Annotated in this window: 11 protein-coding genes and 1 tRNA gene; 3 read left to right on the forward strand and 9 right to left on the reverse strand. The window is 68.2% G+C overall.

The features are described from left to right. Positions 1-532: 532 nt before the first annotated feature. Positions 533-1,048 (reverse strand): hypothetical protein, encoded by a 516-nt coding sequence (locus tag IE242_RS36370; protein WP_189867199.1) that lies wholly within the window; start codon positions 1,046-1,048, stop codon positions 533-535. 151 nt (positions 1,049-1,199) lie between these two features. After that, the gene (locus IE242_RS36375) at positions 1,200-1,556 is read right to left on the reverse strand and encodes an HNH endonuclease (protein WP_143041108.1); all 357 of its coding nucleotides are present in this window, start codon (positions 1,554-1,556) and stop codon (positions 1,200-1,202) included. A gap of 791 nt (positions 1,557-2,347) precedes the next feature. On the opposite strand from IE242_RS36375, the gene IE242_RS36380 reads away from it, so the two are divergent. After that, on the forward strand, positions 2,348-2,614 hold the full coding sequence (locus IE242_RS36380) for a hypothetical protein (RefSeq protein WP_093600532.1): 267 nt from the start codon (positions 2,348-2,350) through the stop codon (positions 2,612-2,614). A 26-nt stretch (positions 2,615-2,640) separates the two neighbouring features. On the opposite strand, the gene IE242_RS36385 is transcribed toward IE242_RS36380, so the two are convergent. The 3 genes from IE242_RS36385 to IE242_RS36395 all read right to left on the reverse strand — a co-directional run bounded on the left by IE242_RS36385 (position 2,641) and on the right by IE242_RS36395 (position 8,312). After that, on the reverse strand, positions 2,641-5,079 hold the full coding sequence (locus tag IE242_RS36385; RefSeq protein WP_189867201.1) for a DEAD/DEAH box helicase: 2,439 nt from the start codon (positions 5,077-5,079) through the stop codon (positions 2,641-2,643). A 157-nt stretch (positions 5,080-5,236) separates the two neighbouring features. Continuing rightward, positions 5,237-5,740 carry a hypothetical protein gene (locus IE242_RS36390; protein WP_189867203.1) on the reverse strand — a complete coding sequence of 168 codons (504 nt, stop codon included), beginning with the start codon at positions 5,738-5,740 and terminating at the stop codon, positions 5,237-5,239. A 196-nt stretch (positions 5,741-5,936) separates the two neighbouring features. Further along, positions 5,937-8,312 carry a DEAD/DEAH box helicase gene (locus IE242_RS36395; RefSeq protein WP_189867205.1) on the reverse strand — a complete coding sequence of 792 codons (2,376 nt, stop codon included), beginning with the start codon at positions 8,310-8,312 and terminating at the stop codon, positions 5,937-5,939. A gap of 175 nt (positions 8,313-8,487) precedes the next feature. On the opposite strand from IE242_RS36395, the gene IE242_RS36400 reads away from it, so the two are divergent. Beyond that, positions 8,488-9,525 (forward strand): TniQ family protein, encoded by a 1,038-nt coding sequence (locus tag IE242_RS36400; RefSeq protein ID WP_189867207.1) that lies wholly within the window; start codon positions 8,488-8,490, stop codon positions 9,523-9,525. A gap of 55 nt (positions 9,526-9,580) precedes the next feature. Here the strand turns inward: IE242_RS36400 and IE242_RS36405 are convergent. After that, positions 9,581-9,654 (reverse strand) — tRNA-Met (locus IE242_RS36405). Between the two features lie 189 nt (positions 9,655-9,843). On the opposite strand from IE242_RS36405, the gene IE242_RS36410 reads away from it, so the two are divergent. Next, positions 9,844-10,608 (forward strand): hypothetical protein, encoded by a 765-nt coding sequence (locus IE242_RS36410; RefSeq protein ID WP_229859966.1) that lies wholly within the window; start codon positions 9,844-9,846, stop codon positions 10,606-10,608. A gap of 68 nt (positions 10,609-10,676) precedes the next feature. Here the strand turns inward: IE242_RS36410 and IE242_RS36415 are convergent, their stop codons facing one another. The 3 genes from IE242_RS36415 to IE242_RS36425 are packed head-to-tail and all read right to left on the reverse strand — an operon-like array spanning position 10,677 to position 13,096. Then, positions 10,677-11,252, reverse strand: coding sequence for a transcriptional regulator (locus tag IE242_RS36415; protein WP_189867209.1), 576 nt, complete (start codon positions 11,250-11,252; stop codon positions 10,677-10,679). Further along, positions 11,253-12,812, reverse strand: coding sequence for a helix-turn-helix domain-containing protein (locus tag IE242_RS36420; RefSeq protein ID WP_189867211.1), 1,560 nt, complete (start codon positions 12,810-12,812; stop codon positions 11,253-11,255). Then, positions 12,809-13,096: a helix-turn-helix domain-containing protein gene (locus IE242_RS36425; protein WP_138057182.1), complete on the reverse strand. Its 288-nt coding sequence runs from the start codon at positions 13,094-13,096 to the stop codon at positions 12,809-12,811. The genes IE242_RS36420 and IE242_RS36425 overlap by 4 nt, the downstream gene beginning before the upstream one ends. Positions 13,097-13,866: the final 770 nt, after the last annotated feature.

The raw sequence follows: 13,866 nt of genomic DNA on the forward strand, positions 1-13,866 counted from the left end.
CGCCGCTACGCGGCGGGAAAGCAAGGATGCTCCGCATCCTGCCGGCCACTCCGTGGCCGGTGTGCTCCACTCCGTGGAGCATGAGGTGGGTACGGTGCATGGGAACACGATCGCTCCGCGATCAGCTTCCCATGCACCTTGCCTGCTGACTTTCCTTCAGCTGGCTGCGTAGTGAGAGAAGTTGGGAAGGCGCCCCGCTCCGCGGTGCGCCTTCAGGCTGGCTGCGTAGCGGGGGTCTTCCGGGCTGGGGACGGTGGGGCGGTCGAGCTTTCTCTTCGTCTAAGGAAGCAGAAAACTCCCCACATTTTTGAAACATGGGCCTCCCCCTGTTCGGGCCGGCTTCCCACCGCGATTCGTTCTCGCGACGCCGGGTGGTTGGCGAAAGACTGCGGCTTGGAGCAGAGATCGGTCGCGTCGTTCACCCTCTGGGTTAGCGCTACTTGATTGCCTTTCAGAACTACTGCTGCGAGGCTGTGTTCGGTGCCGGGGTGAGCTGGTGGCTGGCTACGGCAGCTTTGGTAGGGGCTTTTAACTACTGCTCACCGGCGATGCGTGGGGCGTTTCTGTGTGTACGCGCAAGGGTCCAGTGCAGGTCTCCGGAGTACGGGGATGCCTGCCATGTCTCGAGCAGTGCTGTGGCTGTCAGTTGATCGAGGGTGCGGGCCAGCTCTGCAGGCCTGATATCGCAGGAGCGTGCCATCTGGTCGAGTTCTTCCAGGCCGTTGCCGGTTGCAGGGTCGGTGTGCGCCGCGAGGTACACGCTCGCCAGTTGGGCTTGTGGTCCGAGTGTCCGCGCTTCAGGGGCGGTGCTGGCGAGCAGCGCCCCGTGCGCGGCGTGCATTCGGTCGGGGCGGGCTGGGGCCTGTCCGAGCAGGGTGGGATCGCCCTCGGGCAGAAGGAGACGCTCGATCGGGCTGCTGTGCGGGCCGAGGAACGTGCGCTCCACCAGGCGGTACTGACACACGCGGTTGGAGCCGTAGGGCAGCTCCGGAACGAACACGGCGTCCGGGTCCGCGGGCGGCTCCTTCGTCGCGTCGTCGAGGATCACGTCCGCGAGGTTCTCCTCGGCCGGGATCGCTTCAACGGGCGAGACGTAGCCCGGATCGAGCGGGACTTCCGGCGCTTCCGGAGTCGGCCGGAGGCTCCAGCGGCACGGCGTTGAACAACGAACGGGGCGGACCGTAAAGTCCGCCCCGCTCTTACGTCGCCTGCCCGTCAGAACCGTCCTCGCCGCCCTCGTTCTCCACCACATGCCGCGCGAACTCAGCGAACCGCTGCCGCTCCTCAGTCGACCCATACAGCGCCAGCAGGCCCCGCGCGTAATCCAGCTTCGGACCGATCTCCTGACCGCGCGGATGCGCGTGCGACCACAACTCGAGGTTCCCCGAACGCAGTCGGCCCCGCTCATCCAGGATGAGCGGGCCGTCGGTGCTGTTGTCATGGCGTATGCCGTTGACGTGGTGCACCGTCTCCGTCGGCAACAGCGGGCGGCCGAGCGCCTCCTCAACAGCTACACGGTGCTCGAACACGCTGCGCCGCACGCCATCGACGGTCACTGACAAGACCCTGTAGCCGTTCTTGTTGGTGTGTCCGCTTCCTGCCGGGGCGAAGGACAACTTAGGGACCAGCTCTTGACCCTCGCGCCATTGCCGGTAGTGGGCCGAGCAGTACCCCTTAGCGCGAACCGGCGAGTCGCACTCCGGCCCCTGGCACTTGTCGGGGCGAGGGGTCTTCTCCTGAAAGTCCAGGCCCCCAGGATCTCCCTTGTGCCGCATCCGGCTGTAGTGCAGATCGCAGTACCCGCGGGCAACGTGCGTTCTGCTGCAGCCGTCCAGGGTGCAAGTCTTCTTCGTCTGAGTACTGATGGGGGTTGCGAGCGCATCCTTCTCCCCACGGAACAGTCGCACGTAGTGGGCCTGGCAGCACCCTTTGCGCTGAGCCGGACGGTCGCACCCCTCCGCCCGGCAGGTACCGGTCTGTGCCGTGTATTCACGCACCTTTGCATCGGGGGTGCCGTACTTCCTCGCCCTGGCGTAGTGCATCCCGCACCAGCCGCTCGCCTTGTACCTCTGCGGCTTCTCGCAGCCTTCTACGGAGCACTTAGGCTCTGCCATTGGTGACTCGCTCCCATCGAGTTCGCCAAAGAAAACGGCCCGGCAAGGTGCGGTAACACCTTGCCGGGCCGCCCATCTCGCAACCAAGATCGTATCAGGGCTGGCGAGATCCAAAGCGGGTTGAACCTAATGGAGTCGACTCGATCCATTTACCGATAACGAACCTTTCGGGTCGGGGAATCTCGAGCGCTACGCGCACGGAGACGGACTCGCGGTCGTGGAGCTGGGCGCCCATGCCGAACGAGCCGAGCATGAAGTCGGTGTCCGCCATGGCCGCTGAAGCGTCGATCGGCAGGATCAGCGTGAGCTCGGGCTCGTGGACGACGAAGTTCGCCGGAGCCGCCGATCGTCTGGCCCGCTGGTACTGGGACGGCGGCGCCCTCGTCGAGGACGGCTTCTTCGACATACAGGACCAGCAGATGAGGCACTCCGCGTACGACGAATCGCCCGCCTTCGAGGTCGGCTTCAGCTTCGGCGTCACCGAGGGGCCAGAACAGTGACCGCGTAGCCTTTCGAGCCTGGTGCGTTACTCCGGTACTGGGGCGGTCCAGGCTTCCTGGAGGATCCGGGCCATCAAGTTATCCCGCTCTTGTGCGAGTTGACCAGCGTCACGTCTGGTTCGGGCTTTGCACAGCCACGGGCCGATCATGATGCGTTCTCCGTCGATCTCGATCCATTCCCGTGCACCGGGCGGGCGGTTCCAGTGCTCGACGAAGAGCTGGAGGATCTGCGCGTTCTGCTCGAAGGAACGACGTCGCCGCTTCGCTGTGGGCGGGCTCGCCGGCCTGGCAGGGGTCAGGGGGTTTGCGGGGGTCAGCTGCAGGCGGGTGAGGAGAGCTTGCTGAGCGGGGGCGAGGCGGTCCCAGGTGGAGAGCTGGCGGTGCAGCCAGCTTCCCGCCTTCACCTCGTCGATCACTGTGTCGCGGTGCAGGGCAGCCGGGCTGTTGCCGGCCTCGATGTGGCGGCGCAGGAGGTGGTACTTGCGATGCCAGTCGGGGCCGTGCGGGAGGGTCCAGTCGGGGTCGAGGGCGGCGAGCTGGACGTGGCGGTCGGGGTCGAGGCGGTTGTCGCGGGCGAGGGTGCGCTGGATGCCGAGGAAGCGGCCGCCGGGCTGGTGGTCGGGGATGGCGAGGTGGCCATACTCGGTGTGGAAGGCGGTGACGGTGGTGAGGTTGCCCTGCCAGGCGGCTTCGTGGTCGTCCCAGATCATGGCGAGTGCGTCGAGTTCGGCGATCCAGTCCTCGGTGAGGATGCCTTGTCTGCGGGCGGTGCGCTGGCTGGTAATGAAGGCGCCGAGCCGGTAGCCGTAGGCGTCTTCGTAGTCGGAGGGCACGCGCAGGTGGCGGTGTTCGGCGTGGAAGCGGGTCGCGGCCGCCAGGCCTGCCCGGCGGGGGGCGGAAAGGGCGGCGGCGTCGGCGGGCCAGGCGATCAGGTCCATGGCACGGGCGATGCTGTCGGGGTCGAGGGTGAAGTCGAAGCGGAAGCGGCGGGCCAGGAGTGTGCGGGTGCCCTGTTCCAGGCGGCGTTTTGCGGTGGTGCGGGGGGCGCGGGCGGCGATGGTCTGGTCGTGGTGGCGCAGGGCTGCTGTGACGAGCCAGAGGGCTTCGTAGGGGGTGCCGAGGAGGTCGGTGGGGTCGGCGCCGTGAGGGATGTAGGCGGGGACGACGAGGCTGGCGGTCTTTGCGGTCTGGGTGGGGGGTTTGCGTAGGGCGCGGCCGAGGGCCTGGACGATGCGGCGGACGCTGGCGGTGCGGTCGGCGAAGACGACGGCGTCGACGGCCGGCAGGTCGACGCCCTCCCCCAGTACTTGGGCGTTGGTCAGCACGGCGCGGTCGGCGGTAGCGAAGTCGGTGAGGATGTCGTGGCGCTGGCCGGGACTGTGGGTGCCGTTGATCGACTGGACTACCAGGTCGCTGGTCCAGGCGGGACGTTGGTCGTCGGTGAGGGTGCGCAGGGTGTGGGGGAACTGGCAGGCGAAGTCGGTGGCGTCGGCGACCTGCTGGAAGTACACGATCACGTGGTGGAGGTCGTGTTCGGTCATCGCTTTGAGGACTGCCAGGTGCAGGGCGGTGGTGCGGCGTGCGGTCGGGCCGAAGCCGGAGTAGGTGTCGGGGGTGGTGAGGACGGTGCGCAGGTGGGTGTCGGTGATCGTGGGGACGACCAGTTGGTAGTCGGCGAGGACTCCGTCGTCGATGGCATCGGCGTGGCTGTAGGTGTGCAGGCGGGGGCCGAAGGTCTTGGGGTCCGCCATGGAGGCGACGAGGGCGGGGGTGTCCCAGGCGGGGGCGGTGGCTGCGGTGCGTTTGGGCTGGGGGCGGGTGGTGGGTGCTTCGGTTAGGCGGGGTGGGTCCCATTCGTAGGGGGTGGCGGTCAGGTAGAGGCGGCGGTCGGCTCGGATGCGGGTGTGGTCGTGCAGGACGGTCCAGTCCTTGTCCCAGCTTCCCGCGGTGCGGTGTGCCTCGTCGACGATCAGGAGGTCGAAGGTCGGCACGGGAGCACGGGTGTGCTGGGTCTGTTCGATTCTCGGGAGGGAGTCAAGCGTGACGAAGACGGTGGCGTGCTCGTGCCGGGCCAGCCACGTTGCCAGGAACTCTGGGTTGTTGGTGCTGTGGACGGCTGCTCCGGCCAGGACCGGGTGCTTGGCTGCGGCCAGGGATGAGACGGCCATCATCGGTTCTGGGCGTCCGTCGTTGCGGGCTATGCTGGCCCACTGCGAGATGAGGTCCAGGCTCGGCACGGCGATCAGCAGGTGTCGGGCGTCGAGGGCTTCGGCGGTCCGCAGCGCGGTGAGCGTTTTGCCGGTGCCGCAGGCCGAGACCATATGTCCGCGGGTGTGTTCGCGTGCCAGGTGACGTGCCGCGCTGTCGACCGCCCGCTGCTGGTCCGGGCGTAGTGAGAGCCTGGCGGGGCGGGTGCGGGAGGCGGTGACGGCGGAGATCTCGGCGATGGGCTCCTCAGAGGGCATTGAAACAAGATCCTCAGTGCGCGATGGAGCGGTGGCCGGCGGGATCCATCGTGTCGGGTGTCCTTCGCTGAGTGGTGTTGTGAGAGGAGCGGGCCGGGTCGGTGGGTGCGGGTTGTGTCCGTGCAACGTTAGGGGATGGCATGGGGCTGGTCTGCGGTTAGGCGAACAGGGCTTCTACCAGGACTGCTTGGAGCCTTCCTTCTTTTAGGGCGGTCGTGATTTCGGCTGCGGAGGGGTCTCCGGTGAGGCCGGTGCACAGGACCGCGCAGGGCGGCTCGTTCTGGGTCATCTTCCACATCGCGTCGGACAGAACGGTGGCCGGGACGCGGAAGGTCTGCGTCTCTTCAAGGGTGGGGGCCTCGTAGTAGATGCCCCTGAAGGTGCGGTCCTGGGTAGCAAAGACGGCCTTCCACTTCTGGTGGGCCTCGGGGATGGTCTCTCCCTGCCAGGTCGGCCAGATGAAGCGGCTTGGATCGACGTCGGTCTCGGCCAGGTGGGTGGCGGGGCTCACCACGATCACGATCACGTCGGTGCCCAGAGTGACTTCGTTGATGAGTTCGGTCAGGCGGTTGAGCTGTATCTGTGAGGTGGGGAGTGTGACGTGGGTGAGGCCGATGTTGAAGGCAGGCAGCAGGCCGGGCGAGTGGGGCGGTGTCGTCATGATGCCGTGCTCCTGGTTGAGGTCGTTCGGTTCTTTCGTGCTTTTGGGCTGCGGTACGTCTGGTGATGTCTGCCGGGCTCGGGTTCCGCATCTGTTGGGCGGGGGCGGCGGGCGCTGCCGGGAGGATCTGGTGCAGCTGTTCGTTCGGGGGGCGGAGCGCAGGGGCGCGCCCGTGGTCTGCCGGTTGGTCGGCGGTTCAGGGTGTGCGGTGCCGGTGGCGTGAGATCCAGCGCATGTCGAGGGCTTCCAGGGCGTCCAGTTGTTCTCGTGAGAGGGCCTGCGGAAAACGCCGCTTCTCGGCGAGCCACCTTCCCAAGGCGAAGCCGTCTTCGCAGGTGTAGTTGTAGGGAACGTCGAGGTGTTGGTGGCGGCAGCGGTAGGCGTAGGCGGCCTTCAATCCTCGGGCGAAGGCCCGTTGGGAAGAGCCTCGCGGGCGGCGCAGCAGGAGGGCCAGGGGGTGCTCGATGGGGAGGTCGCCCATGAGGTGGCGCTGGTAGTCCTCGAGCCCGGCGAGGTTGTCGATCTGCTCGGCCAGCCATTGGGTCAGCACAGGGGCGGCGCCGGTGAGTTGGTGCGGGCCGGGAAAGATCAGGGTCTTGTCGCGTGCGGCGGCGTGGGCGCGGGCGTAGGTGCGTTTCCATTCGGCTCTGCCTTTGGTGTTCCACCAGGGGTAGATCTCGTTCAGGGCCCGCTGGTAGCAGTGGGGCAGGCGGCGGGTGTTGGCTTCCTTTCGGCTGTCGGCGAGCCAGCGGCCCAGGTGCAGGCCTTGGTGGTGTTCGACCCACCGGGGGGCGAGGTGTCCGTGGCGGGTGACGTAGTCGCGGGCGATGAGGAGCTTGCGCTCGATGCTGTGCGGAGGGTGCTCCCAGATCATGCCGAGGGTGTCCAGCGCTGCGATGCGTTCGGGTAGGAGCAGGCCGTTCTTGCGCATGGAGCGCTGTGCGCCGATCCACCAGCCGAGGTAGAAGCGGCCGTCGTGGAGGTAGCGGCTGGGGACGTCGAGGTGGCCGTTTTGGAGGTAGAAGTCTGTGGCGACCTCGAAGGCGGCCTCCCATACGCGGTTGGGGGCCATGACATCGTTCAGGTCGAGAACGGGGATGATCTCGTCGGCGCGTTCCGGGCGCGGGGCGATCTGGGGGGTGGCGGTGGGGTCGCTCGGGTACCGGAAGTGGTCAACGAGGTGGAAGGTGTGCTCGTCGTAGACGTCGAGGTCGATGAGAACCCGGTAGATCAGGTGGAAGGCGGTTTTCTTGACGGCCTCCTCGAGGGTTTCGCCGGGTGCCATGTAGATGGGGATGACGATGGTGGAGATCTTGTTGTCGCCTGGGGTCTGGCGCAGTGCGCGTCCGATGGACTGGATGATGTCGATGCTGCTGGTCTTGGGGTGGGCGAAGAGCAGGGAGTCGATGGCGGGGATGTCGACGCCTTCGGCGCAGCAGCGGCAGTTGGTGAGGACGGCCCGGCGGGGCGGCTGCTGTGAGGCGGGGGTGTTGAGGGGCGCGGAGGCGAAGTCGGCGTAGTTCTTGTGGGGTTCGAAGGGGATCTGCCTGGAGTTGACGGTGCCGACCTGCAGGGGGGCGTGGTAGGCCGGGGGCATGAGGGCCGCGGTCTCGTGGAGTGTTTCGGCGAAGACGTCCGCCGCGGCGATGCAGGGGTGGAAGGTCAGCGTGCGGCGCAGGTCATAGCGGTGCTGCGCGACCAGCAGGGCCACTTGGGCAGCTGCGGCACGCAAGGCTTCGCCGGTCCAGGTGTTCGCGGGAAGCCGGTTCAGGAGGCCCCGCAGGTCTTCGTCTCTGATCACGACGCCAGCGATGCGGTAGTCGGCGAGGAGCCCCTCGTCGATCGCCTCTCTCAGGGAGATGCGGTAGACGACGGGCCCGTAGATGCTCACGTCGTCCATGGAGGCGATGACGGTGTTGGGGCTGATGCCCTTTTCGCGGGCTTTCTTTTCGTCGAAGACGCGGGGCGTCGCGGTCATGTAGAGGCGGTGGCGGGCGGGCAGTTGGTCGTCGTGGTGGATGCGGGCCCAGGGCTTGTCGTAGTCACCGGCGGTGCGGTGGGCTTCGTCGGCGACCACGACGTCCCAGCGGGGCAGGTGGAAGTCGCGGTGGGCTTCGACGACCTTGTCCAGGGAGTCGTAGGTGCAGAACACGTTGAGCGGTCCTGGGGTGTCGGCTGCCTGCCAGGCCAGGTCGTCGGCGGTGTTGACCATGGTGAGGACGTCGGCCAGGTACGGGTCTGCGGGGTGGCTTGAGGAACAGACACCGAGGTAGCGGCCGGGACCTCCTTCGCTGTGCCATTTCGCGGCGGTCTGCTCAAGCAGTCGCAGGGAGGGGACTGCCACCAGGGAGGCGCCTTCGGGTGCGGTTTCCTGGACGACGTGCAGGGCCACCAGGGTCTTTCCGGTGCCGGTGGCCATGTAAACGCTGACACGGCGGTAGCCCTCGATGAAGCTGCTCGCGGAGGTGTCGACGGCGATTTGCTGGCCTCCGCGCAGGCGGGTCTTCAGGCGCGAGGCGGTCGCGGGGGCGGGGGCGGTCGTGTCCGGGCGGATGCGTGTCGTCGTGGCCATGGTCCTCCCCGGGTGACGGTGTGCACAGGCACCTGGTTCACAGGGTGGAAGGAGTGTGCGAGGCCGTGGCTGGGCGTTCGCCTGGGTTCACCTGAACGAGTGTCGGTGCTCTTGACCGCCTGCTGGCGGGCCGGTCACGGTGACCCGTGGTGACGGCTTCGGCGGAAGGGCAGCGGTGCTGGACGATCCCGGTCTGTACGGGCCTCGCCGGCCGCTGCCGCTGCGTGTGCGGCCGGTGCCGGGTGAGTCGACGGGGTCGTTCGTGAACCGGCTCGCGCACGCCAACGGCCTGAGCCCGGCGGCGTTCCTCGACCGCGTCGGACAGGGCGAGGCATCCGCGTACACCGAACGGGTGGAGAAGTACCCGCAGTCCACCGAGATGTACATGAACGAGGCGGGGCTGCGCTATCTGGCTGTCCTTGCTGACCGTGCGGCTGGTCTTCTGCAGCAGGATCTGCCCAGCCTGGGCGCGGAGCACCTGCTGCCAGGCCAGGAGGCGGCGGAGTGGTGGTGGCGCTGGGAGCCCGTGGCGGGGCACCTCGTGCGGTACTGCCCACTGTGCGCTGATGCCCTGGGTGTCGGCCAGACGGTGTGGCTGATGTCGCCGGACAGCTGGCAGGTCTGTCTGCGGCACGGTTACTGGTCGGACGACTCCCGCGGCCGTGGTCCGGACTTCGTGCAGCTGGCCGAGCTGCCCGAGACGGTGACGGCGCACCAGGTGCGGCAGCAGCTGGCCGAACGGTGGGGGCCGGCCGGCGAGGAGTTGTTCGCCGATGCCTTCCAGGTGGCGGTGTACTGGTGGACGCGGATGCCGGACACCGTGTGCTGGGTGCGGCGGGCCTGGACGGCTGGACTGGACGCGCGGGAGATGCGGGCGGCCCCACTGGTGATCTACCCGGAGGCCGCGGAACTCGCGCACGCCATGGTGGACTACGAATGCGCGGGGCGGCGGGATACGGCGGACCGGTCCCGATGGCTTGCGGGCGTGGAGCAGTTGATGGCCGGGTGGGGGGTGGACGTGACTGAAGGGCGTCAGGCGCTGCTGATGTGGCTGGGGCGCCACCGTAGGGGGGTGCCCGCGCCGTCCGGTCCGGCGGGCGGAAACGGGCTGCTACTTGGGGCGGGGCACAACCGGATCGCGTCCCGGACCGGTCCGGTGAGCCAACGCTCGTGCCTGACCTGGCAGTTGGGCATGGCGGCCGCCGACATGTAGGCGTCATCGAGTGGAGGGCTCGCAACCGTACGGTTGCGAGCCCTCCACCTTGCAGTAGCGGGGACAGGATTTGAACCTGCGACCTCTGGGTTATGAGCCCAGCGAGCTACCGAGCTGCTCCACCCCGCGTCGGTGAACACCACCGTACGTCATAGCGGCGGGCGCTGGAGACCATTATGGGCCGGGGGTCGTATGTTCCGGATCTTTGTGGCCCTCGAGGTCGGCCTGACCTGGCCGTAGGTGCGGCGTCCGGCGCGCTGGCCGTGAACCATTTCCCGGTCCGGAGCCTGTTGTCCGGCAGTGGAATACTGGCCCGCCATGACACTGGCTCACGCCGCCACCAGTCGGCCCGTCGTGGACGTGGACGACCCCGCCACGTGGCCCCGGCCGCTGGCAGATCTCATCTACAAGATCGCCCACGAAGCCGAATTGGACGAGCCGGAGCTGTACGTCGACTTGGAGTTGGAGGACAGGGAGGCGCAGGTCCTCGACCTGCTCCGCGGCCACCTTCTGCGGGCGCAGCACTGCACCAGGCTGCTCGACCATGAGGCCGATGCGATTCGTGCCCATGGCCTGCGACCCCTGGATGCCGCTCTCGTTGATGACCGCCTGGATCAGGCCCATGAGCGGGGCTATCTGACCGCCGCTGAGCGGGAGGTACTGCGCTCCCAGAGCATGGTCGCCCCGGGGAGGCAGAGGATGGGCAGTCGAGAGGGTCAGATCTGCCTGACCCTCTCGGCCGAGGCCACCTCTCACGACATCGGCGGGGCGTGGCGGCTGCTGTCCTTCTGGGGCGGCGAGGCGATCTACTGGCAGCACTGCGACGACCCTGCCGGTGTTGCTCAGAGACTGCGCAGCCTGGGCCGGCCCGCACTGGTCACCGCCTACGTGGACCTGGCCAGTTCCGGCAGGCACCTCGTCTTCAAATCGGTGGTGCACACCTTCGTCGGCAAGGCCATCGGCTACGCCCCTGCCAACGCCGACGTCCTCTACCGCAACGCGATCCCGCCGCAGCACGTCGAGTCCGTCGTCTTCCCCGGCGATCCCGCCTACGACCGGCTTTGGGGCCTGCCCACCGCTTGATTGACCGCTCCGGTCGCCCCGGTGGAGTGTCCGGCATCCCTCCCCCTGGCCCGAGAGATGGGCAGCGTCTACGCGGCGAAGCCGATGTTTTTGACGTACTCGTACTGGCCCCACTGGGAGCCGAGATCGGGCAGGACATCGGCGGTCCAGGCGTCGTCCAGGCCCTGGTGGTCACCGGCTGCCCAGGACGCGACGATCTTGTCCCAGCGGCGCACGTTCATCGTCCGGTGTGCCACCACCCGCTGGAGCTGGCGCGCCACGCCGGACTGGTCGAGGGGGTGGATCTCCACGCGAGTGCCGCGACCCTCGCGGTTGAGGCGGGCGATGAGGTGGCGGGCGACGTTGCGGCGCCGCACCGCCCGGTAGGCGGCGTCGATGCGTTCCAGGTTGGCCTTCGAGGGACGGCGGGTGCCCTCCAGCCATGCCTTCAGCGTCCGGTCGCTCACGGTCAGTCCGGCGTCCTTGGCCGCCTGCCAGGCCCTGTCCGATGTCGTCAGGTAGTGCAGGCGGGCCATCAGGCCACGCCTGGCGGTCACCGGGGTGGCGATGTGAGCGGCGAGCCAGTCGAGCTGGCGGGCGACGGCTTCGCTGCCCTTGATCCCGCTCGCACCAAACTTCCCGAAGTCGATGTTCTTCTCCGGCATCTACTGCTCCTGCCCTGTGCCGGCTTCGGTGCCGGTCCCGGCGGTGTACGTGTCCTTGACCTTCACCTCGGTAACCGAGCGGCCTTCGGGGAAGACACGGCGCCAGTCTCCGATGACGTGAAGTTCGTCGGTTCCCATCGCCCGCACGACCGTCAGTCCCGCGTCGTGGGCCTTGAGCGCCTTCATCCAGAGGTTGGCGAATGCCTGGGAGCGAATGATGTGCATCCAGTCCGGGCGGTAGAGCTCCCGGTTGTAGTTCGACTCCCCCATCGTGGACACGAACTTGGAGTACATCGCCTTCACGTACTCAAACGTCAGCCCGTCGCCGTCAGCGATCGCGGTGTCGCGGGCATCCTTGAGGGCGATCCGGAACTTCTCCAGGAGGTTCTCGGTGGCTCCCGAGGTGTACGACTCGTGGATCTGGGGCGGCTCGCACAGGCCGTGCTTCGGTCCGGACAGACGCAGCAGCAGGCGCAGGGTCGGCTCGGTGACCCACAGGGGGCCTGGTTCGTCGCGCTGGCCGATCGGGTTGGGCAGCACCGCGTCGTGCTCCCAGGCGGGCGGGGTGATCAGGTGGACTCCGGCGCGGCGCCGGTCGTGCGCGAAGCCCGTGGAATGTTCCAGCTGGCCGAGCGGGAGGTGGGTCTTGAGAGCGCTCAAATAGGCGCCGTTGATGTCGAGTGCGGTGACCTCGTGCTTCCCGGGCGGCAGCTCGGGCCGCGTCCACTTGGGGCGGGCCTCCCAGATCTGGTCGGCGCCCCTGGAGGTCTGCTTCTTGAGGATGTCGGGGATCCAGGGGTGGGCGATCACGTCGTAGCGGGCGCCCTTGCGGGTCTCGTCCAGCAGGCGCATCGCGTCCGGGATGGCCCGCTTCAGCAGTACGGCGCTCGCGGCTTCGACGTCGCCCCGGTGCTCGGCGAGCACGGCGTGCACCGCTTCGTGGATCAAGTCGGCCGGCCCGGACGGCTCCTGGAACGCCCGCCCGCGCGGGGCCGTGCCTTTCCCGCCGGCCGGACGAGGCGGGCGTACTGTACGCGGCTCGTGGGCCTGGGTAGATGGCGCGGCGGGCTCGGGTTTCGGGGTTTCGACAGGGGTCGCTTGGCAGTCGGAGGGGTCCAGGTGCTGAGCGAATCCCGCCACGCGTTGTTCGGCGGGACGGCCGCACAGCACACACGGCTCGGGCACGGCGAGCAGCTCCACCTCGTCCTCGTCCTGGCCGACTTCCGGCGAAGACGTACAGGTGACGGCCGCCGCAGCAGTGCCTGATGCCACAGGCCGCTCCGCAGCCGGCTCCGCCATGGTCTTGGTTTCGGTCTCGGTGGCGAGCTTGGCGTTCAGCCCGTCCAGCAGATAGGCGTACTTGGTGCGGACCTCACCGGCCGGGTCCCGGCCGCTCTCCCATCCGCTGAGGGTGGACGGGCTCACCCCGAGCGCACGGGCCACCTGCGCCTTGGACAGCCGGGCTCGCTCCCGCAGCTCGCGGCGTACCTGGCAGGGCGGGAGTTCGGCCTGCGGGCCGACGGCGTCGAGGAGCGAGTCGATCGCGTCGAAGTCACTCACCGGCTCGCCCCCTTCGTCTCGGCCCGGACGGAACGGCGCCGGTCGGCGTGTAGCGCCTCGCATGCTCTGGTCGGACCCGCAAGCAAGTCCAGGGCGCCGATGCCGTAATGCTCGGCCAGGACATCCACGTCGCGCAGGCTCCACGAAACGGCACCCGACTGCCGGCGCGACACCTGCGTCTGTGTCAGCCCCAGCACTGCCGCGACCGACCGCTGCGAGTCACCCGTCACCTGCATCAACGCGGCCACCGTCAACCGCAGCGACTCTTCCAAGGTCAATCCCACGCCCTCATTGTATCCGAGTCGATGCAAATTCCGCATGGATATCAGCCAATTGCTTTCAATGATGCACAGAAGCTTCATCATCATGATCTGCGCGGGCCCTTGCTATGGCAGTCTCTGCTCAGGCCTGCAAGTCAGCGATGAGGACCGTCTTGTTCACGCGGAATCCGGCGGGCCGCGCGCCGGGCGTCCCGCTTCGCCTGGCGTGCCTCTTCAACCGCCCGGTCGGACAGACACCGTGGGCACACGAGGTCCAGGACACGGCGGCGCAGGGCCCGGCGCAGTCGGGGCCCGGGAGGCATCGACCAACCGCGGCAGTAACGGTGCACCGTACGCGCGCGGGTGCCCAAGAGCGCGGCAACCGCGGAGGCGTTGCGGGTGTAGGCGGCCAGGAGGAATGCCATCTGCGCCTGGTGGCCGGCCGGGAACCGTGCGGCCAGCTCGGCCTGCTCCTCCGGATGGAGGAGGGCATCGTGGCGCTCGCAGCGCGGCGCCTTCCTGTTGTTGCGGGCGGGGCCCGGCGAGCTAGTGTTCATGGCTTCAGGAGCCTGCCCCGGGCCGTCTGTGGACAGCGGCCGGCCTGAAGGCCTACGGCAGTTCTCGGCAGACCACTCCGCCCAAGCCCCCCTCCCGCCCGCCGTCGTTCGGGCAGCGCGTCGAGCCTGTCCGCCGTACCGCTTCAGCCGGCGCCCCGGTTGCGGAGAACGCCGCGTACGCCACGCTCTCCCTGGTTTCCGCAACGGGCCGGTTCTGCAACGGGCGACGAGGGGAAG

The sequence above is a fragment of the Streptomyces poonensis genome (assembly GCF_014650915.1).
In the GTDB taxonomy this organism is placed as follows: Bacteria; Actinomycetota; Actinomycetes; order Streptomycetales; family Streptomycetaceae; genus Streptomyces; species Streptomyces poonensis.